This is a genomic window from Actinoplanes sp. NPDC049548, from assembly GCF_040676695.1.
Taxonomy (GTDB): domain Bacteria; phylum Actinomycetota; class Actinomycetes; order Mycobacteriales; family Micromonosporaceae; genus Actinoplanes.
The window spans coordinates 228,714-250,836 of record NZ_JBFAPM010000005.1 but is presented as its reverse complement, the minus strand read 5'-3'; the positions used below and the strand labels follow the sequence as shown (position 1 = coordinate 250,836).

Genomic DNA, 22,123 nt, shown 5'->3' with positions numbered 1-22,123 from the left:
TCTTTACGCGGACGGCGGCGCGGCGTTAGGGTCGGCGTCGGAACCAACCCCACGGGAGTCCGGTGCACCGGGCTGAGAGGGGGGCTGACGCGGCCCCCGACCGTCGAACCTGATCCGGGTCATGCCGGCGCAGGGAGGAGTGCGTTGTGGACCCTGTTTTCCCGTGTCTGCATGTCGTCACCGATGCCCGTCCCGGTCGTGATCCGCTCGCCGTGGTCGCCGCCGCGGTGGCCGCCGCCCAGCGGCTGGGGGCGGCTGACCGGCTCGCCGTTCAGGTCCGCGTCGAGGACGACGTCACCGACCGGGTCCTCTTCGAGCTGGCCTCCGAGGTGGTCGCGCGGTGCCGGCCGGCCGGCGTGCGGGTCCTGGTCAACGACCGGTTGCACGTCGCTCTGGCGGTGAACGCCGACGGCGGTCACGTCGGCGCCGACGATCTTCCTGTCGCGGCCGCGCGCAAGGTGCTGGGCGATCGCGGCGTGCTCGGCGCCACCTGCCGCGATCCCGCCGCGGCGCGGGCCGCGGTGGCCGCCGGCGCCACGTACCTGGGTGTCGGCCCGGCCTTCGCGACGGTCACGAAGAGCGGGCTGCCGGCGCCGCTCGGGCCTGCGCGGATCGGCGAGGTGGCAGGTGCCGTGCCCGGCGTTCCCATCGTGGCGATCGGTGGGGTCACTGTGGACAGTGCCGCCGATCTGGTACGGGCGGGAGCCACCGGCGTCGCCGTGGTGGGTGCCGTCGCGAACGCCGGGAACCCCGAGGAGGCCACCGAGCGGCTGCTGAAGGTGCTTACGTGAAGCAGGTCACCGTGGTGGGCGGCGGGATCATCGGCCTGGCCGTCGCCTGGCGCCTGCGGCAGCGCGGGGTGCCGGTGACCGTGTACGACGGCGGCACCGACGACGCCGCCTGGTACGCGGCCGCCGGCATGCTCGCCCCGGCCGGGGAGACGTCGTTCGGGCAGGAGGCGCTGACCGCCCTCATGGTGGAGTCGGCGTCCCGGTGGCCCGCCTTCGCCGCCGAGCTGCAGCAGGAGACGGGGCTCGACGTCGGCCTCGACGCGCGGGGCACGCTGGCCGTCGCGCTGACCGGCGACGATCTGGCCGAGGCGCGGCGGCTGTGGGCGTACAGGGAGGAGCACGATCTCAAGGTGCGCCGGCTGCTGCCCAGCGCCGTCCGCGACCTGGAGCCGGCCCTTTCTCCGCGGCTGCGGGGTGGGGCGTACATCCCCGACGACCTCCAGGTCGACCCCCGGCGGGTGGTCGCGGCGCTGCGTGCCGCGCTGGGGGAGGCCGTGGTGCCGGGGCGGCTCACCGAGCTGCCGCCCGGGCCGGTGGTGGTCGCCGCCGGCACCGGCACCGCCGCCCTGACCGGCCTGCCGGTGCGACCGGTGAAGGGCCTGGTGCTGCGCCTGCGCGGGGAGCCGGGGATCCTGCGCCACGTCATCGTCGGGTACGCGGACGGGCGGCACGTCTATCTCGTTCCCCGCGCGGACGGCGAGGTCGTCGTCGGCGCCACCCAGGAGGAGCGCGCCGACTTCGCCGTGAGCGCGGGTGCGGTCCTCGACCTTCTGCGTGCCGCCACGGATCTCGTGCCGGAACTGGCCGAGCTCGAGCTCGCCGAGACCGTGGTCCGCCACCGGCCGTCCACACCGGACAATGCGCCCCTGCTCGGGCGCCTGCGCGACGACGTAGTCGTGGCGGCCGGACACCACCGCAACGGGGTGCTGCTCGCGCCCGTCACCGCGGATCTCATCGCCGGCCTGGTCGTCACCGGCCGGCCCGATCCTTCGCTCGCCGCGTTCGCCCCCGGGAGGTTCGCATGAGGGTCACCGTCAACGGCACCGGCCGCACCGTCGACGCCGGCAGCACCGTCGAGCGGCTCGTCGCCGCCGTCACCGAGGCCCGCCGCGGCGTGGCGGTCGCGGTGAACGGCGAGGTCGTGCCCCGGTCCGCGTGGCCGGGAGCCCAGTTGTCCGAGGGTGACCGCGTCGAGGTCCTCACCGCCGCCCAGGGAGGCTGACGTGGGAGACCTCCTCGGGGAGTCGCGGCTCATCCTCGGCACCGGCGGCGCGGAGAGCCTGGCCGCGCTGGAGGCGGCGATCGTGGCCTCCGGCACGGAGATGGTCACCGTGGCCCTGCGCCGGGTGGACGCCGCCGGGCCCGGCCTGCTGCCGCTGCTGGACAGGCTCGGCATGCGGGTGCTGCCGAACACGGCGGGGTGCTACACCGCCACGGACGCCGTCAAGGCCGCTCATCTGGCCCGGGACGCCTTCGAGACGGACCTGGTCAAGCTCGAGGTCATCGGCGACGAGCGGACCCTGCTGCCGGATGGTGTGGAGCTGCTGAAGGCCGCGGAGACGCTGGTCGGTCACGGGTTCCGGGTGCTGCCGTACACCAGCGACGACCCGATCCTGGCCCGCCGCCTGGCCGACGCCGGCTGCGCGGCGGTCATGCCCGCGGGTGCGCCGATCGGATCGGGCCTGGGGATCTCCAATCCCCATCACATCCGGCTGATCCGGGACAGCGTCGACGTGCCGGTGATCCTCGACGCCGGCATCGGCACCGCGTCGGACGCGGCGCTGGCGATGGAGCTGGGCTGCGACGCGGTGCTGATCGCCTCGGCGGTGACCCGGGCGGCCGATCCGGCGCGGATGGCGGCGGCGATGCGGCATGCCGTCGAGGCCGGCCGGCTCGCGGCGGGTGCCGGCCGGATCCCCAAGCGATACCACGCGCTCGCCTCCACTTCGGACGAGGGGATGCCGGCATGGTGACCCCCTCCGGCGTCGTCGTGCTCACCGACCGCCGGCTCGCCGCCGGGCCGCTGGTCGAGGTGGTCCGGGCCGCGGTCCGTGGGGGCGCGGCGTGGGTCGTCCTGCGCGACAAGGATCTTCCGTACGGCGAGCGCTCGGCCCTTGCCGCCGAACTGAGAACAGTAGCGCCGGTGATCGTGGCGGGTCCGGATCCGTTGGGGGGTAACGCGGTTCACCTGTCCGCTGTGGATAACCGGCCGCCTGGCGTGGATCTTGTGGGACGCTCCTGGCATGGCTTCGAACAGCTGTCCGATGAGGACTACGTCACCGTGTCGCCGATCTTCCCATCCGCGTCGAAGCCCGGCTACGGACCTGCCCTCGGTGCGGCGCGCGCCGCCGAGCTGGCGGGGGAGCGGCCGTGGCTGGCGCTGGGCGGGGTGGACTCGGCCGAGCGGGCAGCGGAGTGTGTGCGGGCCGGGGCCGCCGGTGTCGCGGTGATGGGGGCGATCATGCGAGCCGAGGACCCGGAGCGGACCACGCGGATGCTGGTCGAGGCGGTGGCCCCATGACGCCGCCGGTCGTGCTGACCATCGCGGGGTCCGACTCCGGAGGCGGGGCCGGCATCCAGGCGGATCTCAAGACGTTCGCGGCGCTGGGGGCGTACGGGGTCTCGGTGGTCACGGCGATCACCGCGCAGAACACGCTCGGCGTCACCGCGATCCACTCGGTGCCGGCGGACATCGTCGCGGCCCAGCTGGACGCGGTGCTCGACGACTTCGAGGTGGCGGCGGTCAAGGTCGGCATGGTGGGGGATCCCGCCGTCGCCGCGGTGATCGCCGAGCGTGCGCCGCGGCTGCCGAACCTGGTGGTGGATCCGGTGCTCGTCGCCACCAGCGGCAGCCGGTTGTCCGGTGTTGCGGCGGTGGAGCCGCTGGTCGCGTACCCCCGGGTGCTCACGCCGAACCGGCACGAGGCCGGCGCCCTCCTCGAGGCCCGGGTCGAGACGGCGGAGGAGATGGCCCGGGCGGCGGCCGCGCTGGCTTCGCGCGGGCCGGAAGCCGTCGTGGTCACCGGCAGCGAGCTGGCCGTCGATGTGCTGCACACCAGCGGCCGCACCGAGACGTTGCGGGGCGAACCCGTGCCGACCGCCAACAACCACGGGTCCGGCTGCACGTTCTCCTCCGCGATCGCCGCGCGGCTGGCGCTCGGCGACGACGTCGCGGCGGCGGTCAGGAATGCGAAGTCCTATGTGGCGCGGGCGCTGGCGGGCGGCCGCGACTGGAAGCTCGGCGCGGGGCCGGGGCCACTGCACCACTTCGCCTGAGCGGTGGAGGAAAGCCACCGGCGCGGCCCCGTGCGGCCCTGTCGCGCCCGGTTCATCACGATTGGGGAGGAAACATGAGGCGCAAGGTGTACGTCGAGGGATCCCGTCCGGACCTGCGGGTGCCGTTCGCGGAGATCGAGCTGACCGGGGACAACCCGCCGGTCCGGCTCTACGACACGTCCGGACCGGGCAGCGACCCCGAGGCCGGCCTGCCGCCGCTGCGCGGTCCCTGGATCGCGGCCCGCGGCGACGTCGCCCCCGTCGCCGGCGGTGGCACGCCGCTGGCCGGCGAACGCCCGACCCAGCTCGCGTACGCCCGGGCGGGGATCGTGACCGACGAGATGGAGTTCGTCGCGATCCGCGAGGGCGTCGACCCCTCCGTCGTGCGCGAGGAGATCGCCGCGGGCCGGGCGGTGCTGCCGGCGAACGTCAACCACCCGGAGAGCGAGCCGATGATCATCGGTTCCCGGTTCCTGGTGAAGGTCAACGCCAACATCGGTACGTCCGCCGTCACGTCCTCGATCGCCGAGGAGGTCGACAAGCTCATCTGGGCCGCCCGCTGGGGCGCCGACACGGTGATGGACCTGTCCACCGGCAAGCGGATCCACGAGACCCGCGAGGCGATCATCCGCAACTCCCCGGTGCCCATCGGCACGGTGCCGATCTACCAGGCGCTCGAGAAGGTCGACGGCGACCCGGTCAAGCTCTCCTGGGAGATCTTCCGCGACACCGTCATCGAGCAGGCCGAGCAGGGCGTCGACTACATGACCGTCCACGCGGGAGTGCTCCTGCCGTACGTGCCGCTGGCCGTCAACCGGGTCACCGGGATCGTTTCCCGCGGCGGCTCGATCATGGCTGCCTGGTGCCTGGCGCACCACCGCGAGAACTTCCTCTACGAGAACTTCGCCGAGCTGTGCGAGATCCTGGCCCGCTACGACGTCACCTTCTCGCTCGGCGACGGGCTGCGTCCCGGCTCCATCGCCGACGCCAACGACGACGCGCAGTTCGCCGAGCTGCGCACGCTGGGCGAGCTCACGCACATCGCCTGGGAGCACGGCGTGCAGGTGATGATCGAGGGCCCGGGGCACGTGCCCATGCACAAGATCAAGGAGAACGTCGACCTGCAGCAGGAGCTGTGCTCGGGGGCGCCGTTCTACACCCTCGGGCCGCTGACCACGGACATCGCGCCCGCGTACGACCACATCACCTCGGCAATCGGGGCGGCGATGATCGGCATGTTCGGCACCGCGATGCTCTGCTACGTCACGCCGAAGGAGCACCTCGGGCTGCCGGACCGCGACGACGTGAAGGCCGGGATGATCGCGTACAAGATCGCCGCGCACGCCGCCGACCTGGCCAAGGGCCACCCCGGGGCGCAGGCCTGGGACGACGCGCTGTCCAAGGCCCGCTTCGAGTTCCGGTGGGAGGACCAGTTCAACCTGTCGCTGGACCCCGACACCGCGCGGGCGTACCACGACGCGACGCTGCCCGCGGCGCCCGCGAAGACCGCGCACTTCTGCTCGATGTGCGGGCCCAAGTTCTGTTCGATGAAGATTACGCAGGAACTGAAGGACTACGCCGCCAAGGGCATGCAGGACAAGAGCGAGGAGTTCCTGAACGCCGGCGGCCGGGTGTATCTCCCGGTCACGTCGGCGGCGTCGTCTCAGAGCTTGTAGAAGTTCGCGTAGTGGTCGGGGGTGAACCAGGTCTCCTTGGTGGCCCGGTTCACCACGATCCGGTGCAGCTGGAGTCGACGGCGATACCGCTCCGAGACCTGATTCCATCGGTGTTCGGCTATGCGTTAACGACCGTTGCGGTCTTGAATGGAGGCTGACGCCGAGGGGAATGGTGATCGCCTTGCTCATCGCTGCCGCGCTCGTCGCCGCTCTGATCCTGCCCGTGCCCGTGCCACACCCGGCGGATTCGGCGGACCCGGCGGACCCGGCCGAGGCCGGCTGGACCGCGCCGTTGAGCACCCGGGGGCGCTACATCGTGGACGCCCAGGGCCGGCGGTTCAAGCTGCGCTCCGGCAACTGGCACGGGGCCAGCGGCACGTGGACCGGGTCCGGCGACCCCGCCGACGACGCCAACCATCACGCGGGCGAGAACTCGGGGCGGATCCCGCTCGGGCTCGACCGGGCACCCCTGGACGATATCGTCGGCGGTTTCCGCTCGATCGGCCTGAACAGCGTGCGGCTGCCCTTCTCCGACGAGATGCTGACCGACGCCCGGCCCGTCACCGACGCGGCCGTGGCGGCCAACCCGCGGCTGCGGGGCATGACACCGCTGCAGGTCTACGACCAGGTGGTCGCCGCCCTGACGGGCGCCGGCCTGGCGGTGATCCTCAACAACCACACCACGACGACCCGCTGGTGCTGCGGCGTCGACGGCAACGAGCGGTGGAACACCTCGCAGAGCGCCCGTACGTGGGAGGAGAACTGGCTGTCGGTCGTCCGCCGTTACCGTGACAACCCCAGGGTGGTGGGAGCGGACCTCTACAACGAGGTACGCCGCTCGGTCTGGGACGACCCCAACTGGGGGCTGGGCGACGACCACGACTGGTTCGCCGCCTCCCAGCGACTCGGCGACCGCATCCTGCGCGAGGCCAACCCGGACCTGCTGATCATCGTCGAGGGAATCAACTGGACCGGCATCCCGGTGGACGGGTTCCCGCACGGGCGGCCGACGCTGCGGCCCGTACGCTCGCTCTCCCACACGCTGGTGAGATCCGGAAAGCTCGTCTACTCGGCGCATTTCTACGACTACACCGGCCCGAACCACAGCGGCGCGACCGGCATCGGCGAGACCAGCGACCCCCGCTATCGCGACCTGAGCGTTGCGCAGCTGGGCGACGTCCTCCAGCGGGACGCCTTCTTCGTAGGCGCCGAAACCGGCCGGCACTTCACCGCGCCGGTGTGGATCAGCGAGTTCGGGGTGGACGGCAACGCCGCGCCGGACACGAAACAGCGGACGTGGTTCGCGGCGTTCACCGACTACCTGATCGCGGCGGACGCCGACTTCGCCTACTGGCCGGTCGTGGGCTCGGCGGAGAACCGAGACGTCAACGGCTGGGCGCTGCTCTTCTGGGACCGAGCCGGCCGGCGCTCCGGGCCGTACGACGGCGCCGACTGGCGGGCCGAGGCCTGGACCAGGCTGGTCACCTCCACCGGGCGCAGCGGATACGTCGAACCCGCGCCGCGATGGTCCATGCTGAGCCCCGACCACGGTGACTTCGTCGCCTCCCTGCGGATGCGGGACCGGCCGGACTGGGACCCGGGCGCCCGCAAAGCCGCCTGCCCGGACGGGCAACGCCTCATCGGCCTGAGCCACACCGGCAACCGCGGCCTCTGCACGGACACGACAGCCGGTGACCTGTGGTCGGCCTCGGGGGACCACGTGGTCGTCACCGACGAGCGGTATGTCTCGACCGACTGGGCCCGGGGCTACACCAAGCTGCAATGCCCGCCGAGGTCCTTCCTCATCGGGTACGCCGTCCGCGGCGCTGCAGTGTCGAGCGGGCTGTGTGCGGTGTCCACCGCCGCACTGACCGGTGACGGCCGGACGGTGTGGTTCGACCGGAGCGACAACCGGCCGGCCGGCGAACCCGGGGGTGACTTCGCCGACGGCCACTACAAGGGGCAGTGCGGCGACGCCGAGTACGCGGCCGGCATCGCTTACACCGGCAGGCTCGGCTCGGCGCGGACTCCCGACGCTCTGTACTGCACGTACCTGCCCCGCGCTAACGTGCAACCCGCGACCCCTTGATCGGACCGAGGCGAGCGGAGAGCGAGCATGGGTACCTGGGACGTCGGGCCGTTCGACAATGACACCGCCGCCGACTGGTGCGGTGACCTCGACGACGCCGCCCCGGAGCAACGGGCGGCATCGATCCGCGATGCGCTGAGCCGGGTCGCGGAGCACGGCGCCGACTATCTCGACAGCGACGATGCGGTCGAGGCCATCGCGGCCGCGGCGATCGTCGCCTCACAGCTGCCGGGCGGGACGGCGATCGACAGCGCCTACGCGCCCCACTTCGTGCTGGAGGGCGGTCGAGTCGACGTTGCCGACGACGTTCCCGCAATCGCGGTTCGAGCCCTGGACCGCATCGTCGGGGACGACTCGGAGTGGCGAGCGCTGTGGCAGGAGGCCGGGGAGGCGTATCCACAGGCGCTCGCCTCGGTGCAATCCATCCGTGCCACGCTCGAGCGGGCGATCAGCCGGCGAGCTGCCGCCGGCCACGGCACAAGGTGACGTCCTATCTGCCGAGCTCGCTGACCCAGTCGACGTAGTCCTCGTCCTTGCGCCGCCGCAGACCGAACTTGTTGCGGCCGCGTCCACCGCCGGACGCCTGGTCCTTGGGGGTGGCCTGCGGCGGCGTCTCGGCGGGGCGCGGGGCCGGGGTGAGCGGCAGCGGGGGCGTGACGGGCTCCGGTTGCGGCAGCGGCGGGCTGACCGCGGTCGGCTCGGGGGTGAGGGGTCCGCTCGCGCGGCCACGGGTCGTGCGTTCCGGTGCTTTCGCGCGACCACGGCCCGTCGCTTCCGGGGTCGGCGTGCCGTTTGCGCGACCGACGGCGGTCGGTTTCGTGGCCGGCGTGCCGCTGACCCGACCCCGGGCGGTCGGGCGCAGGCTCCGGCCGAGCCGGCCGGCGACCGACCGGGGCGATTCCGCGGCCGGCGCCTGCGCTGCTTCCGGCGGCAGCGGGCGGCCGGCGGGCGGCTGGACCGCTTCCGGCGCCAGCGGGCGGGTGGCCGGCGGCTGGACCGCTTCCGGTGGCAGCGGGCGGGTGGCCGGCTCCGGAACGTACGGCTTCGGCGCCTGACCGGCTCCGCCGAACGCGTCGAACGGTGCCGGTTCGGGCTGGGCGTACTCGCCGAGCGCGACACCCTGCGGCGGCTCGGGGCGGCTCGTGGAGAACTCGCCGGTGCGGCCGGTGAACGCGTCCGCGGCGCTGGGCCGCCGGCCGCCGGGTGCCTCGAAGACCGCGGTGTCCGACGCGCGCAGCGGCGGATCCGTCGCGGTGGGGGCGGCGGGAGCGGCCGCCGCGACGGCCGACTCGGCGTGCTCGGTGCGCTTCGGCAGCGGCGGCCGGTTCTCGGTCGGTGTTTCGCGGTCGTCGCCGTCGCCGTCGCCGTCGTCGGCCGGTTCGGCTCCGCGCCGCAGCACCGCGGCCAGGACCGACCCCAGGACGCCGGCGCCGGTGGCCGTCATCGCCGCCCAGTACGGGACCACCTGGTAGCGGTCCGCGCCCGCGCCGGGGCCCGCGATCAGGTACGAGATCGTCAGGAGGGCCGGGCCGGGCAGGCCGGCCAGCGCGATCGTCAGCGTCGGCAGCTCGCGGCGCCGCGCCGCCCAGCCCAGGGCGGCGCCGGCCAGCAGCGCCAGCGCCGGCATCGTGGCCAGGGCCGTCCGCTGGGTCACCGCGGGCGACAGGAAGCCCGCGTCGAAGACCCCCAGCCGTACGGCGGGGAGCGGGTCGCCGGGGGCCAGGGACGGTGACACCGAGACGAGTGCCAGGGCCCAGATCGCCGCGCCCAGCGTCACCAGGCTCCAGCGGGCCACCGCCTGGGCGAGCGCGGCCCACGCGGCGAAGACGCCGACCAGCGCGCCCAGCCCGGAGCAGATCGCGATGACGACGACCGGGTTGACCCCGGCGATCTGCGCCGTCCGGGCCGGCTGCATGGTCAGCGGTACGACCACGGCCGCGCCGATCGCCGCCGCGAACGCCAGGGCGAGCTCGGTGCCGGTGCCGCCGCGGACCTCCGGGGCCCAGCGGCGCAGAAAGCCGGTGCTCGCGAGGGCGCCGACCACCGCGGCGGTCATCGGGAACCAGGCGACCCACGCCAGCTGCGCCGTCCATTGATCACGCGTGGTCACGTCGAGGACCCGGGTGAGGCGCACGATGCCCAGCCCGTACGCCAGGCCGAGCTGGCTCGCGCCCGCGAGGACACCCACGCCGAGGGTGGCGGACAACAGCTTCGCCCAGGTCCGAAATGCCATGGCGGGCACGTTACGGAAAGGTCCGGGCCGCCCGCCAGTCAGGAGGAGGCTTCTTAAGGTTGCCCAAAATCGCGCTTAGGCGACCTTGAGTTCGATGATCCGGCCGATATACACAGTGTCACCGTCGTTGGTCAGCATGTGAGTCTGGCCGGGCTCGCGGAAGACGATGCCGCCGGTCTCCTCCTCGACCTCGATCCGTTCCCCGGCGGCCGTGTGGATCACGTTCTTGGCGCCCTGCACGGCGACCACGACGTACGGCAGGTCGTGGTGGTGCAGCGGCTGCGTCTCGCCCGGTCGCAGAGAGATGTGCCAGATCCGGACCTTGTCGTTCTCGAGCAGGATCTCCTGCCCGACGGCGCCCAGCACCTGCTCGGTCACAGCGCTCCCAGTTGCGGCAGGACCCGATCGGCGATCAGGTCGACGTGGTCGAGGTCGGCCATGTCGATGACCCGCAGATGGACGCGGGTGGCGCCGATCTCCGCGAGCTCACCGATGCGCTGGACCAGCGCGTCCGGCGAGCCGACCACCGGGTCCTCCGGCGGCAGGGCGCTCGGCACGTGCAGCGGCGCGGCCCGGCGGTGCGCCTCCTCGTCCGTACGCCCCAGCGCCACCACGACACCCGCCGACAGCCTCAGGGGGCGGTCCGCGGGGCGGTCGTACGTGTCGCAGGCGCGGCGTACCCGATCGAAGGCCGCAGCCGTCTCCGCCACCGTCTTGAACGGCATGTTGAACTCGTCCGCGAAGCGGGCGGCGAGCTCCGGGGTGCGTCGCGGGCCCCGGCCGCCCACGATCACCGGGGGACCGGGCCGCTGCACCGGCTTGGGCAGGGCGGGCGCGTCGAGCAGCCGGTAGTGCTTGCCGTCGAAGGAGTAGCGCTCGCCGTCCGGGGTGGCCCACAGCCCGGTGATGATCGCCAGTTGCTCGGCCAGCCGGTCGAAGCGCTCGCCCAGTGGCGGGAAGGGGATGCCGTACGACGTGTGCTCGCGCTCGAGCCAGCCCGCACCCATGCCGAGCTCGATCCGCCCGCCGCTCATGGCGTCGGCCTGCGCCACCATGATCGCCAGCGGTCCGGGCAGCCGGAACGTGGCGGAGTTGACCAGCGTGCCGAGCCGCAGGCGGGAGGTCTCGCGGGCCAGCCCGGCCAGGGTCAGCCAGGCGTCGGTGGGGCCGGGCAGTCCCGGGTCCGCGCCCATCGACTGGTAGTGGTCGGCCCGGAAGAAGCCCTCGAACCCGGCTTCCTCGGCGTGCCGGGCGAGGGTGAGCTGGTCCTCGTAGGTGGCGCCGCGGTGCGGCTCGACGAAAAGGCAGACGCGCATCGGTTGTCCTAAGCCATCAGCAGTTCGTGCAGCTCGGCGCTGCACCGGGCCACTTCCTCGAGGTGGGCGCCGCGGCCCAGCGTGCGGGGCCGCGGGATCTTGATGTCGAGGATCTCGCGGATGCGGCCCGGGCGCGGGCTGAGCACGACGACGCGGTCGGCCAGCAGGACCGCCTCGTCGATCGAGTGGGTGACGAAGACGATGGTCGTGTTGAGCTCCATGTGCACGCGTTGCAGCTCGCCCGAGAGCTCCTCGCGGGTGAGCGCGTCGAGCGCGGAGAACGGCTCGTCCATGAGCATCACGCGCGGATTCGCGATCAGCGAACGGCAGAGTGCGACGCGCTGCTGCATGCCGCCGGAGAGCTCGTGGGGCAGTCGTTTCTCGAAGCCGGCGAGCCCGGTCATGGTCAGCAGCTCGTGGGCGCGCTCACGGTGGGCGGCCTTGCGCCAGCCGAAGATCTGCACCGGCAGGAGCACGTTGTCGAGCACCGAGCGCCACGGCAGCAGGGCCGGCTTCTGGAACATCATCGCGATGTCGCGGCGGGGCTTCGTCACCCGGTCGCCGGACACGCGCACGTCCCCTGCGGTGGCCGGCAGGAGGCCGGCGACCAGGCGCAGCAGAGTGGATTTCCCGCAGCCCGAGCGGCCGAGCACGGCGACGAACTCGCCCTCGGCCACGTCGAGATCGATGTCGCTCAGGGCCTCCACGGTGCCGGAACGCCCGGTGAACGTCCGGGAGACCCCGGTGAGATGGATCATCTGCCTGCGCTTCCGATGGAATGCGGTGAATGCGCAGACACTGTAGCGCCATCCGGGACAGTCATGAGCAGCTTGTCCACAAGGGCCTTCGAGACCGACCTGTCATCGATGATCGTTAGGACTTCCCATACCCTGATGCGGCGAGTTCACTACACCACCACTCGGCGTCACGGCACCCTCCGCCGTCCGCCGGTCCCCCCTCGGTTGGAAGGAACACCGTGCACAGAAGGACATTCACCCGCACGCTCGTGGCTGCCGCGCTGGCCACGACGCTCGCCGCCGCAGCCGGTTGCAGCGACGACGCGGACGACAAGGGCGCGCCCGGCGGCACGCAGACGCTGGAGAAGGTCACCTACCTGACGTCGTTCGGCAACTTCGGCCGTGACGGATACGCATACGTGGCCAAGGAGAAGGGCTACTTCAAGGACGCCGGCTTCGACGTCGACATCAAACCGGGCGCCGGCAGCGGTGAGAACGTCAAGTCCATCGTCGGCGGTCAGGCACAGTTCACCCCCATCGACCTCACCGGTGGCCTGCTGGCGGCGGGCGGTGCCGGCGGGGCGCCGAAGATCAGCGGATTCACCGCGGTGGCTGCGATCCAGCAGCGCACGATGGCGGCGATCATGTCGTTGGACGGCTACGGGATCAACTCGCCCAAGGACCTCGAGGGCAAGACCCTCGCGGACACCCCCGGCTCCGTCGTGCGCAACCTCTTCCCCACGTACGCGAAGCTGGCCAACGTGGACGCCACGAAGGTCAAGTTCGAGAACGGCAACCCGCAGACGCTGTTCGGCACCCTGGCGCAGCACAGAGTGGACGGCATCGGGCAGTTCGTGGTCGGCAAGCCCACGATCGAGGGCATCGCCAAGAAGTCCGCGGTCCTGCTGCCGTACAGCGACTACCTGCAGGACCTGTACGGCAACGTGCTGATCACCTCCAGCAAGTACGCCAAGGACAACCCGGAGAAGGTCAAGAAGTTCACGCAGGCGCTGCTCAAGGGCCTGCAGGACTCGATCACCAACCCGGACGAGGCCGGCACGATCATCAAGAAGTACGTGGCCACCGCCGATCCCAAGTCGGCCGCGGCCGAGCTGACCCTGATGGGCCCGTTCGTGCGCTCGGAGGCGTCCGGCGTTCCGGTCGGCGCCCTGGACAGCCAGCGCGTCGCGCGCAGCATCGCGATCCTGCAGGGGTCCGGGCAGATCCCCGCCGGGCTCACGCCCGAGCAGGTCATCACCTTCGACCTGGTGCCCAACGCCTGATCCGGCCCGTGTCGCGGGGTGCCTGCCGGGTGCCCCGCGACTGGCGGAGGGGATGAGAGATGACTGACCTGGCGACCGCCCCCGCCCCTGCGGCGCCGTCCGCTTCCGGGCCGGCTCCCCGCCGTACCGTTTCCGCCGTGGTCTGGCCGATCGTCGGCCTGGCCGTGGCCGTCGCGATCTGGTGGCTCGTCACCGTCGTCTTCACCATCAACACGGTGGTGCTGCCGGCGCCGCCGGAAGTCGTCGACGGGTTCCAGCGTTACCGCGACCTGCTGCTCGCCGAGACCTGGCACACCACCGTCTCGACGGTTCTGGGCTTCGCCCTGTCGCTGGCCGTCGGGGTGCTGATCGGTCTGGCGATCGCCGCCTGGCGGCCCGTCGAGCGGATGTTCTCGCCGCTGCTGGTCGCCTTCAACGCGGTGCCCAAGGTGGCGCTCGCGCCGCTGATGCTGATCTGGTTCGGCTACGGCCGCACGCCCATCCTGGCCATGGCGTTCATGGTCTGCTTCTTCCCGATCGTGCTCTCCACCGCGACCGGGCTCACCAGCACCCCGGCCGATCTGGCGGAGCTGGCGCGGTCCATGGACGCGTCGCGCGCGCAGACGTTCCTGCGGGTCCGGCTGCCCGCCGCGCTTCCGCAGATGTTCGTCGGTCTCAAGGTCGCGATGCCGCTCGCGGTGATCGGTGTGGTCGTCGGCGAGATGCAGTACGGCAACACGGGACTGGGCATGGTCATCGTGCAGACCAGTGGCCAGGGGGACACCCCGACGGCGTTCGCGGCCATCGCGCTGCTCGCGCTGGTCAGCATCGTGCTGTATTACCTGCTGGTGCTGGTCGAGCGGCTCGCCCTGCCGTGGGTGCGCGCGACGACTTCCGCACGCTGAAAGGGCGCCGGTCCGCGGACCGGCGCCCTTTTCAACGGCGGTCAGCTCAGCAGCCGCCAGCGGCCGCTGCGGGCGACCAGCAGGGTCAGCGCCTGCGGCATGAGCCCCGAGTGGTTGTCCGGGGTGAGGCGGATCGGCCCGGACAGGCCGTCGGTCTGCGAGGTCTCCAGGATGTCCCGGATCCTCCTGCGGTCGCCGCCCGCCTGGACCACGGCGTCGGCGACCAGGTTCACCGCGTCCCCGGCGAACGAGGCGACGCCGGAGTAGCTGCCGTACCGCGAGGTGTAGTCGCGGAACCACTGCTTCCGGGCCGCCTTGGCCGGGGTCGTCGCGATCACGTCGTCGATCGCGAGGATCTGGGTGAACACCATGGTCGTGTTGTTCGTGGCCGCGGCGGCCTCCTGGGGCAGGAAGAGGTCGCCCGCGGCGGCGGCGTCGAAGTACACCCGGCCCTTGTACTGCGCGACCTTGGCGCTGGTGGCCGCGAGCGTCGCCTGGTCGGGCCCGGTCCACACCACCAGGGCGTCCGGCTCGGTGTCGGTCAGCGTCCCGACGGTCTGGGTGACGTCGGTGGCGGTCGGCTTGACCGCCAGCTGGTTGGTGACCGTGATGCCGGCGGCGGCCAGCTGCTTGGCCATCTTGCTGCGGCCGCCCTTGCCGTACAGGTCGTCGGAGTAGAGCAGCGCCACCGTCTTGGTCTTCGTGCGCACGAGCTCGGCCACGAGGGCGGCCGCGCTGTCGTTCGCGTTCGGACCAAGCTTGAACAGGTAGCGGCGGCTCTCGACCGGGGTGCTGACCTCCTCGGCCGCTGCCAGGGCGATGGTCGGCACCCGCTTGTCGTTGATGGTCTTGGCGGCGCCGACCACGCACTCGTTGCAGCCGCCGGCGATGATCGCGGCGACGTGGGGGTCGTCGGCGAGCGTGCTGATGTTGCGCAGCGCCGACGTGGCGTCGGACCGGTTGTCCTGGATGCGCAGGACGAGTCTCTTGTCGCCGAGCCGGCCGGATGCGTTGACCTGTTCGACGCGGAGCTGCAGCGCGCGGGCGTACGCCGCGTCGATCGCCGAGCCCGAGGCGAGATCGGCGCCGATCACGATGTCGGTCTTGTCGCCGGGTTCTTGGTCCGAGTCGCAGCCCGCGAGAGCGGTCATGACGAGCGCCGATGCGGCGACGGACGCCGTCAGACGACGGGGGAGCCTCACTGGGGTGCCTCCTCGAGGGCGGAGACGGGACGTGCTGTGTCCCGCAGACGCAACGTTGTCCGGAGTAGACCGCACGAACACGGACAGCCCGTCCGTCCAAACGCGCCAAACCTTGCCAACGTGAAGGTTGCTGGTCAAGCCGTACGCGGCATGGCGAGCGGGACGTGTTTCCCACATAGTGGTTGGAATCTTGATGGACGAGCGTCACTGCGTCGACACAATGCGTTGCTACGGTTACATTCGCGCACGTCAACGCCTACTCACTGTTTACTGTCGACCCTCCTCAGTATTTGCCGGGCCGGCGTGAACGGTGTTTCCGGGAGGTTCCGCACTTCCCAAACGGTTGCCGACTCTGATGAAATCGCGGCCGTGCCGCGTGCGACACGAGTCCTGCCGCGGGTCCCGGCGGACCCGGGCAACAGCAACGCCGGCGGGCGAAGAGAAGCGGGGATGATCAGCGAGGAGATGTCGTGAGCACCGGATCTTCGACCCAGGCTACGACCTACCCCGCGCGCTCCGCCGTCGATCCTGCTGACGGCGGCGACAACGGCGTACGGGACGGCGGTGCCGGAACCCGCGAGCGGCGCGGGCGGTTCCCGCGTCTGCGCGACGCCCGCATCCGTTCCAAGCTCGCCCTGATCCTCTTCGTGCCACTGCTGGCGGTTCTCGCGCTGGCGACCGTACGCCTCGTCGACGTCGGCGGCCGGGCCCTCGACGCCGGCCAGGTGGAAGATCTGACGCGGCTCTCGACCGACGTCTCCGAGCTGACCCAGTGGCTCCACAAGGAACGCATCGCCGCGGCCGAGTATCTGGCGACGCAGGGCGCGAAGCCGGACGGTTACAACGCCGTCATCGCCGAGAGCGACCGTCGCATCCAGAAGTACAACGCCGACCGCCGCGCGCTCGACGAGCCGCCCGCCGCCGTGCAGGACCGGCTCAGCCGGATCGACGACCACCTGCGCACGATGGACGCGACCCGCAAGAAGATCACCGACCGCGACGAGATCGCCGTCTCCGAGGCGGTGCTGCGCTACGGCGTCGTCATCACCGACCTGGTGGGCTACGGCGAGGTCCTCAGCCAGTACGCGGGCGAGGGCAAGGTCGCCGACAGCCTCCGGGCCGTCTCGGCGTTCGCCCGCGCCAAGGCCGGCACCGGTGAGCAGGAGGCGGTCGCCTACGCGGCCCGCGTCGCCGGCGACGTCAGCGACGAGCAGCTCTCCGTCTTCACCGCCACGCAGACCAGCCAGCAGGAGGCGCTCGAGGGCTTCGCCCTGGTCGCCACCCCCGAGCAGCAGGCGCTGGTCGACCGTACGGTCACCGGCGACGCGGTGAACCTCGCCGACCAGACCGCCACGCAGCTCGTCCGCGGCGACGCTGTCGCGGCCCAGGCCATCACCCAGTCGATGGGGTCCGTCGTCGACCTCATGCGCTGGGCCGAGCAGCGGCTCGAGCAGCAGGCTCTGCAGCAGGCGGCCGACGAGAGCGACTCGGTGACCCGGCAGGCGGCGATGGAAGCCGGCCTGGTGCTGCTCACGCTGCTCCTCGCCGTCGCCCTGGCCGTCGTGCTGGCCCGCTCGCTCAACTCCTCCCTGCGCCGGCTGCGCGAGGGTGCCCTCGCCGTGGCCAACCGCGACCTGCCCGAGGCGGTCGCCCGGCTGCGCGACGCCCGCAACCTCGGCGACGGCGGCGCCGAGGACATCGTCCGGCAGGTGCGCGACCCCATCCGGCTGCACAACCGCGACGAGGTCGGCCAGGTGGCCCAGGCCTTCAACGTGGTCCACCGGGAAGCGGTGCGGATCGCGGCCGAGCAGGCCGCGCTGCGCACGAGCGTCTCGGCCATGTTCCTCAACCTCGCGCGCCGCTCGCAGAGCCTGGTCGACCGCATGATCGGCGAGCTGGACCAGATCGAGCGCGGCGAGGAGGACCCGAAGCGGCTCGCGCAGCTCTTCGAGCTGGACCACCTCGCGACCCGGATGCGCCGCAACGACGAGAACCTGCTGGTGCTGGCCGGCGCCGACTCCAGCGCCCCGCGCCGCGAGGACGCGCTGGTGGTCGACGCGTTGCGCGCCGCGCAGTCCGAGGTCGAGCTCTACAACCGCATCGAGTTCGGTACGGTGGACACCGACGTCTCCATCGCCGCGGTCGCCGTCAACGACGTGGTCCGGCTGGTCGCCGAGCTGCTGGACAACGCCACCCGGTTCTCGCCGCCCAACACCGTGGTGGTCGCCGACGGGCGGCGGATCCGCGACTACGTCGTGATCCAGGTCGAGGACCGCGGTCTCGGCATGTCCGAGGAACAGATGGACAGCCTGAACCGGCGCCTCGCCGAGACGCCCGACGTCGACGTGGCCGCCTTCCGGCTCATGGGCCTTGCCGTCGTCAGCCGCCTCGCCAACCGGTACGGCATCCGCGTCGAGCTGCGGGCCAACATGGAGGGCGGCACGGTCGCCCAGGTGATCCTGCCGAACACCATCGTGGTGCTGCCGAACAACCGGCCGCTGGACCCGCCGTCGCGCGGCAACCGCCAGCTCGACTCCGCCCCGGCCGGGTGGAACGACCCCATGCCGCTGGGACGTGGCAGCGCGGCGACGGCGACCCTGCCCGCGATCGCCCCGGAGCCGTGGCAGCCGCGGTCCGAGGAGGGCTACCCCCGGTCCGTCTCCGGCCTGCCGACGATCTCCGCACCGCCGGCGCCGCCGCCGGAGGCGCCGAGCCACCCCCAGTTGCCGCTGCAGCCCTCGCAGCGCCCCGGCGCCGGGGACGGCTTCCCGACGCCGAACCGGCCCACGCTGCCCAAGCGCGGGGCCGACGAGCGGCCGCCGCTGCCCACCCGGGTGGCCCAGCCCGTGGATCCCGAGCCGGTCACCGCCGCGTACCCGACCATGCAGCCGGTCTCGCCGGCCGCCCAGCCGCTGACGCCGACGTCCGGAGCCGCGCCCGGCGCGAACGGATGGGGTGCCGCGCTTGCGGCGATGCCACCCCCACCGCCTCCTCCGGCACCGGCGCGGCCGGAGGAACGGCCGGAGGCGGCGCCGATCTTCCTGCAGATGCAGCAGAGCTGGTTCAAGGGTCACGACGGGCCGATCGAGGAGTGGGGCATGCCGACCGCGGGCTACGCGCCACCGCCGAACCAGCCGGCCCCGGCCGCGCCGGTCTCACCCGCTGTGGCGGCATCCGCTCCGGTCTCACCCGCCGTGGTTCCCGCCGCGCCGGCTTCGGCCGCGGCGACTTCGTCCGCGCCCGCGTCGGCCGCGCCGGTCTCGGCCGCACCCGCGCCGGAGCCGGACGGCGGCAGCCAGTCCGTGCCGCGCCCCCGCAGGTCGGCCGAGGACGCCTGGCGTACCGCCGCCGACGAGGGATGGCAACGGGCCATGGCGGCGGCGGAACCCACCGTGACCGACACGACCCGCTCCGGGTTGCCGAAGCGCAAGCCCCAGGCGCAGCTGGTGCCCGGCGGCGTGCAGACAGCTCCTCGCAACCAGAAACGGCGCAGCCCCGACGAGGTCCGCGGGCTCCTCTCCGCGTACCACCGTGGCGTGCAACGAGGGCGTACGGCCGGCAGCGAGGAAGCTGCCGAGGACGCCCCTGCCCCGAAGGAGAACGGACAGTGACCAGGCCCCCCACCATGCAGGACATGGGCTGGCTGCTCAGCAACTTCGCCGACAGCGTGGCCGGCATCGCGCACGTCGTCGCGGTCTCCGCCGACGGCCTGCTGCTGGCCTCGTCGAGGGACCTGCCGGCGGACCGCGCCGACCAGCTCGCGGCGATCACCTCCGGCGTGGTCAGCCTGACCGACGGCGCGTCGCGGATGTTCAACGCCGGCCAGGTGCAGCAGACGATCATCGAGATGGACAGCGGCTACCTGTTTCTGATGTCCATCAGCGACGGATCGTCGATGGCCGTCCTGGCGGCCCGCAGCTGCGACGTCGGGCAGGTCGGCTACGAGATGGCGCTGCTCGTCGAGCGGGTCGGTGCCGCCCTGGTGCCGGCGCCGCGCGAGGCCGTCGCCGGCCAGGTCTAGCACCGTCCCCCAGCGCGTCCGACCACGACCGGAAGGAGGTGACCGCTCGATGGGACAGCCGCACGACCCCCGCGGCAATCTGGTCCGCCCGTATGCGGTCACCCGGGGCCGGACGGAGCCGCGCCGGGACATTCCCATCGAGGCGGTGCTGGTAGCCAGCCAGGCCGCCGTTCAGGAAGCCCGGTTCGCCGGGCACGACAAGTACCGCATAGCCGTGCTGTGTGAGCCCCGGGCGCAGTCGCTTGCCGAGATCGCGGCCTACAGCCGTCTCCCGTTGGGAGTCGCCCGGGTCCTCGTCGCCGACATGGTCGCCGACGGGATGTTGTCGCTGCACAGTGCCGCTCCCAAGACAGGGTTCACGGAGCGGATGGATCTGCTGGAAAGGGTGTTGAGTGGACTTCGCAAGCTCTGAGCGGGCGGGGGCGCAACCCAAGGAGATCACCTCCGCGAAGATCGTCATCGCCGGTGGCTTCGGCGTGGGCAAGACGACGCTGGTCGGCGCGGTCTCCGAGATCGAGCCGCTGACCACCGAGGCCGTCATGACCTCGGCGGGGCAGGGCATCGACGACGCGTCCAAGGTGCCCGGCAAGGAGACGACCACGGTGGCGATGGACTTCGGTCGCATCACCATGGCCGACGACCTCATCCTGTACCTGTTCGGCACACCGGGCCAGACGCGCTTCTGGTTCATGTGGGACGAGCTGATCAGGGGTGCCGTCGGGGCGGCGGTGCTGGTGGACACCCGCCGCATCTCCGACGCCTTCGCGCCGCTCGACTACTTCGAGAACCGTCATCTGCCGTACCTGGTGGCGCTGAACTGCTTCGACGGCGCACCCCGGTACGAGCCGGAGGAGGTCCGCGAGGCCCTGGCGATCTCGCCGGAGGTACCGCTGATCATGTGTGACGCCCGGCATCGGGACTCGGTGAAGCAGGTGCTGGTGGGCGTCGTGGAGCATGCGATGCGCACGCTGGTGGCCGAGCAGGAGCGGGGCTTCCCGACCCCTGTCGGCTGAGCTCAGGCGGGCAGTCGGTAGCCCCGCTTGACCACCGTCTGGATCACGCGGGAGGTGCCCAGGCCGGCGCGCAGCCGCGCGACGGCCATCTCCACCGCGTGCTCGTCGGCGCCGCGGGGCAGCGTGCGCAGCAGTGCCGCCCGGGAGAGCACCCGCCCGGGCGTCGCTGCCAGCGCGCGGAGCACGGCCATCGGAGCCGGCGCGAGCGGCTTCAGTTCGCCGTCGACGATCGCGGCGTGCCCACGCAGGGTCAGCGAATGCCCGGCGACCTCGATGGTCACCGCCCGTTTCGGCAGCTCGTCCACGATCGTACGGACCAGCGCGCTCAGCCTGGCCCGGGCCGGGGCGACCACGGGTACGCCGTGCCTGCGCAGCGGCGCCGCCGTGACGGGCCCCACGCAGGCAGCCAGCACGTCCTCGCGGAGTGCCTCCAGCAGCTGCTCGGTGCCGGACCCCGCTGCCCGTAGGAGAGCGCCGGCGGCGGGCGCGGCCGTGAACGTCACCGCGTCCACGAGCCGCCCGGTGATGAGGTCGACCAGGCGGTGCAGCGGCGCCGGGTCGACCGGCGGGGCCCAGCGGTAGACCGGCACCTCGACGACCCGCGCGCCGGCCGCCTCCAGCGCCTCCGCGTATTCCGGCTGGCTGTCGCCGTGCAGCTGCAACGCCACGGTCAGCCCGCCGACGCCCCGGGTGGTCAGGTGGTCGATCACTTCCTCGGAGCTCTCACCCTCCGGCGACCATTGATCCCGCAGCCCTGCGGAGCGGATGGCGGCTCGTGCCTTGGGCCCGCGCGCGACCAGATAGGCCCGCGACAGTACGGCGCGCAGCGGCTCGGCCAGGCCCCACCCGTCCGCCGCCTCGAGCCAGCCGCGCATGCCGATCCCTGTGTTGACCAGCACGATGTCGGGTGGAGTGGCCAGGCAGGCCCGGGTCGCCGCGCGCAGCTCGGCGTCGTCGGCGATCGGGACGATGCGCAGGGCGGGGGCGAGGACCACGCGTGCGCCCCTGCTCTCCAGGAGGGTCGCCAGCTCGTCGCGACGACGGTCCGAGGTGACGCCCACGGTGTAACCGGACAGCGAGGTGAGAGCGGACGGCGTGATCACCGCGCGACGCACACCCCCGCTCCGGTCCGCCGTCATGCTTCCAGCGCTGTCCCGAGTAGCCGCGGCGTGGCCGGCCGGTCCACCGAAGGGCACGCGCGGCGACCGCCGTCCTCAGCGTCGACCCGCTCCCATGTCACGCCTGCGTTCACCGCCGTACCTCCGGCCGGCACACACCGCGGCTCTCTGCCGGAGCGGTCACCCGTTCCGGCGGGCACCGCCAGGTCCGTCCTCAACCCTGGCGATGGTTCGTGGGTGGTGCGCCCGCGGCGGCGGCCGGACCGGAGCCCGGGCCGCGTCGTCGGGGTGACCGCACCACTCGCCATGACGGAAGCGTGCCGGTGGGTAATTTCGGCCTTGCGTCCCTCATGTTTCGAGCACGCTAAGAGGCGTCCGGGTCCCGGATGGGCCACGGTGGGTGGAATCACGTCACCCGCCGTCGGCGTGCCGTCGGTCACCGCCTATCCTGGGACCGATAAGTTATGCGGTCCGTCGGCTCGAC

At 72.3% G+C, this 22,123-nt stretch carries 21 protein-coding genes and 1 riboswitch; of the genes, 15 read left to right on the top strand and 6 right to left on the bottom strand.

The window, feature by feature from the left end:
- Positions 1–41 precede the first annotated feature (41 nt).
- Positions 42–153: riboswitch (TPP riboswitch) on the top strand.
- The 9 genes from thiE to AB0J80_RS12970 all read left to right on the top strand — a co-directional run bounded on the left by thiE (position 147) and on the right by AB0J80_RS12970 (position 8,318).
- Positions 147–791 (top strand): thiamine phosphate synthase, encoded by a 645-nt coding sequence (thiE, locus tag AB0J80_RS13010; protein ID WP_364704255.1) that lies wholly within the window; start codon positions 147–149, stop codon positions 789–791. (Overlaps the previous riboswitch by 7 nt.)
- Positions 788–1,816, top strand: coding sequence for a glycine oxidase ThiO (thiO, locus tag AB0J80_RS13005; RefSeq protein ID WP_364704252.1), 1,029 nt, complete (start codon positions 788–790; stop codon positions 1,814–1,816). The genes thiE and thiO overlap by 4 nt, the downstream gene beginning before the upstream one ends.
- Positions 1,813–2,013 carry a sulfur carrier protein ThiS gene (gene thiS, locus AB0J80_RS13000; RefSeq protein ID WP_364704249.1) on the top strand — a complete coding sequence of 67 codons (201 nt, stop codon included), beginning with the start codon at positions 1,813–1,815 and terminating at the stop codon, positions 2,011–2,013. The genes thiO and thiS overlap by 4 nt, the downstream gene beginning before the upstream one ends.
- A gap of 1 nt (position 2,014) precedes the next feature.
- Positions 2,015–2,764, top strand: coding sequence for a thiazole synthase (locus AB0J80_RS12995; RefSeq protein WP_364704247.1), 750 nt, complete (start codon positions 2,015–2,017; stop codon positions 2,762–2,764).
- On the top strand, positions 2,758–3,312 hold the full coding sequence (locus tag AB0J80_RS12990) for a thiamine phosphate synthase (protein ID WP_364704245.1): 555 nt from the start codon (positions 2,758–2,760) through the stop codon (positions 3,310–3,312). The genes AB0J80_RS12995 and AB0J80_RS12990 overlap by 7 nt, the downstream gene beginning before the upstream one ends.
- The gene (gene thiD / locus AB0J80_RS12985) at positions 3,309–4,067 is read left to right on the top strand and encodes a bifunctional hydroxymethylpyrimidine kinase/phosphomethylpyrimidine kinase (RefSeq protein WP_364704243.1); all 759 of its coding nucleotides are present in this window, start codon (positions 3,309–3,311) and stop codon (positions 4,065–4,067) included. Before AB0J80_RS12990 ends, thiD begins: the two co-directional genes overlap by 4 nt.
- A 74-nt stretch (positions 4,068–4,141) precedes the next feature.
- Positions 4,142–5,743, top strand: coding sequence for a phosphomethylpyrimidine synthase ThiC (thiC, locus tag AB0J80_RS12980; RefSeq protein WP_364704240.1), 1,602 nt, complete (start codon positions 4,142–4,144; stop codon positions 5,741–5,743).
- A 172-nt stretch (positions 5,744–5,915) separates the two neighbouring features.
- Positions 5,916–7,832 carry a cellulase family glycosylhydrolase gene (locus AB0J80_RS12975; RefSeq protein WP_364704483.1) on the top strand — a complete coding sequence of 639 codons (1,917 nt, stop codon included), beginning with the start codon at positions 5,916–5,918 and terminating at the stop codon, positions 7,830–7,832.
- Positions 7,833–7,859: 27 nt separating this feature from the next.
- The gene (locus AB0J80_RS12970) at positions 7,860–8,318 is read left to right on the top strand and encodes a DUF4259 domain-containing protein (protein WP_364704238.1); all 459 of its coding nucleotides are present in this window, start codon (positions 7,860–7,862) and stop codon (positions 8,316–8,318) included.
- Between the two features lie 4 nt (positions 8,319–8,322).
- Here AB0J80_RS12970 and AB0J80_RS12965 read toward each other — a convergent pair whose 3' ends face one another.
- The 4 genes from AB0J80_RS12965 to AB0J80_RS12950 form a co-directional block, all read right to left on the bottom strand.
- Complete coding sequence (locus AB0J80_RS12965; protein ID WP_364704235.1) at positions 8,323–10,065, bottom strand: hypothetical protein; 1,743 nt, start codon at positions 10,063–10,065, stop codon at positions 8,323–8,325.
- 75 nt (positions 10,066–10,140) lie between these two features.
- Entirely contained in the window at positions 10,141–10,443 is a 303-nt protein-coding gene (locus AB0J80_RS12960; RefSeq protein WP_364704232.1) for a cupin, read from the bottom strand.
- On the bottom strand, positions 10,440–11,381 hold the full coding sequence (locus AB0J80_RS12955; protein ID WP_364704230.1) for an LLM class F420-dependent oxidoreductase: 942 nt from the start codon (positions 11,379–11,381) through the stop codon (positions 10,440–10,442). Before AB0J80_RS12955 ends, AB0J80_RS12960 begins: the two co-directional genes overlap by 4 nt.
- 8 nt (positions 11,382–11,389) lie before the next feature.
- Positions 11,390–12,139, bottom strand: a complete 750-nt coding sequence (locus AB0J80_RS12950) for an ABC transporter ATP-binding protein (RefSeq protein ID WP_364704227.1) — start codon at positions 12,137–12,139, stop codon at positions 11,390–11,392.
- A 218-nt stretch (positions 12,140–12,357) separates the two neighbouring features.
- Between AB0J80_RS12950 and AB0J80_RS12945 the strand changes: the two genes are divergently transcribed.
- Both AB0J80_RS12945 and AB0J80_RS12940 read left to right on the top strand, forming a co-directional pair.
- A complete protein-coding gene (locus tag AB0J80_RS12945; RefSeq protein WP_364704224.1) occupies positions 12,358–13,401 on the top strand; it encodes an ABC transporter substrate-binding protein in 1,044 nt (347 codons plus the stop codon).
- Between the two features lie 59 nt (positions 13,402–13,460).
- Complete coding sequence (locus tag AB0J80_RS12940) at positions 13,461–14,285, top strand: ABC transporter permease (protein ID WP_364704221.1); 825 nt, start codon at positions 13,461–13,463, stop codon at positions 14,283–14,285.
- A 41-nt stretch (positions 14,286–14,326) separates the two neighbouring features.
- Here AB0J80_RS12940 and AB0J80_RS12935 read toward each other — a convergent pair whose 3' ends face one another.
- Positions 14,327–15,436, bottom strand: coding sequence for an ABC transporter substrate-binding protein (locus AB0J80_RS12935; RefSeq protein WP_364704218.1), 1,110 nt, complete (start codon positions 15,434–15,436; stop codon positions 14,327–14,329).
- Positions 15,437–16,089: 653 nt separating this feature from the next.
- Between AB0J80_RS12935 and AB0J80_RS12930 the strand changes: the two genes are divergently transcribed.
- Genes AB0J80_RS12930 through AB0J80_RS12915 form a run of 4 tightly spaced genes read left to right on the top strand, consistent with a single transcriptional unit; the run spans position 16,090 to position 20,521 of the window.
- Positions 16,090–19,098 carry a nitrate- and nitrite sensing domain-containing protein gene (locus AB0J80_RS12930; protein ID WP_364704481.1) on the top strand — a complete coding sequence of 1,003 codons (3,009 nt, stop codon included), beginning with the start codon at positions 16,090–16,092 and terminating at the stop codon, positions 19,096–19,098.
- Positions 19,095–19,508, top strand: coding sequence for a roadblock/LC7 domain-containing protein (locus tag AB0J80_RS12925; RefSeq protein WP_364704216.1), 414 nt, complete (start codon positions 19,095–19,097; stop codon positions 19,506–19,508). Before AB0J80_RS12930 ends, AB0J80_RS12925 begins: the two co-directional genes overlap by 4 nt.
- 49 nt (positions 19,509–19,557) lie before the next feature.
- Positions 19,558–19,920 (top strand): DUF742 domain-containing protein, encoded by a 363-nt coding sequence (locus AB0J80_RS12920; protein ID WP_364704213.1) that lies wholly within the window; start codon positions 19,558–19,560, stop codon positions 19,918–19,920.
- Entirely contained in the window at positions 19,901–20,521 is a 621-nt protein-coding gene (locus AB0J80_RS12915; protein ID WP_364704210.1) for an ATP/GTP-binding protein, read from the top strand. The genes AB0J80_RS12920 and AB0J80_RS12915 overlap by 20 nt, the downstream gene beginning before the upstream one ends.
- A 2-nt stretch (positions 20,522–20,523) precedes the next feature.
- Here the strand turns inward: AB0J80_RS12915 and AB0J80_RS12910 are convergent, their stop codons facing one another.
- Positions 20,524–21,660 carry a uroporphyrinogen-III synthase gene (locus tag AB0J80_RS12910; protein ID WP_364704207.1) on the bottom strand — a complete coding sequence of 379 codons (1,137 nt, stop codon included), beginning with the start codon at positions 21,658–21,660 and terminating at the stop codon, positions 20,524–20,526.
- Between the last annotated feature and the right edge of the window lie 463 nt (positions 21,661–22,123).

Excerpts from the sequence above, each read along its gene's own strand:
- thiS (WP_364704249.1), top strand. The coding sequence starts at position 1,813 with ATGAGGGTCACCGTCAACGGCACCGGCCGCACCGTCGACGCCGGCAGC.
- AB0J80_RS12935 (WP_364704218.1), bottom strand. The coding sequence starts at position 15,436 with ATGACCGCTCTCGCGGGCTGCGACTCGGACCAAGAACCCGGCGACAAG.
- thiD (WP_364704243.1), top strand. The coding sequence starts at position 3,309 with ATGACGCCGCCGGTCGTGCTGACCATCGCGGGGTCCGACTCCGGAGGC.
- AB0J80_RS12965 (WP_364704235.1), bottom strand. The coding sequence starts at position 10,065 with ATGGCATTTCGGACCTGGGCGAAGCTGTTGTCCGCCACCCTCGGCGTG.
- AB0J80_RS12940 (WP_364704221.1), top strand. The coding sequence starts at position 13,461 with ATGACTGACCTGGCGACCGCCCCCGCCCCTGCGGCGCCGTCCGCTTCC.
- AB0J80_RS12990 (WP_364704245.1), top strand. The coding sequence starts at position 2,758 with ATGGTGACCCCCTCCGGCGTCGTCGTGCTCACCGACCGCCGGCTCGCC.
- AB0J80_RS12910 (WP_364704207.1), bottom strand. The coding sequence starts at position 21,660 with ATGACGGCGGACCGGAGCGGGGGTGTGCGTCGCGCGGTGATCACGCCG.
- AB0J80_RS12955 (WP_364704230.1), bottom strand. The coding sequence starts at position 11,381 with ATGCGCGTCTGCCTTTTCGTCGAGCCGCACCGCGGCGCCACCTACGAG.
- AB0J80_RS12970 (WP_364704238.1), top strand. The coding sequence starts at position 7,860 with ATGGGTACCTGGGACGTCGGGCCGTTCGACAATGACACCGCCGCCGAC.
- AB0J80_RS12950 (WP_364704227.1), bottom strand. The coding sequence starts at position 12,139 with ATGATCCATCTCACCGGGGTCTCCCGGACGTTCACCGGGCGTTCCGGC.
- AB0J80_RS12920 (WP_364704213.1), top strand. The coding sequence starts at position 19,558 with ATGGGACAGCCGCACGACCCCCGCGGCAATCTGGTCCGCCCGTATGCG.
- thiC (WP_364704240.1), top strand. The coding sequence starts at position 4,142 with ATGAGGCGCAAGGTGTACGTCGAGGGATCCCGTCCGGACCTGCGGGTG.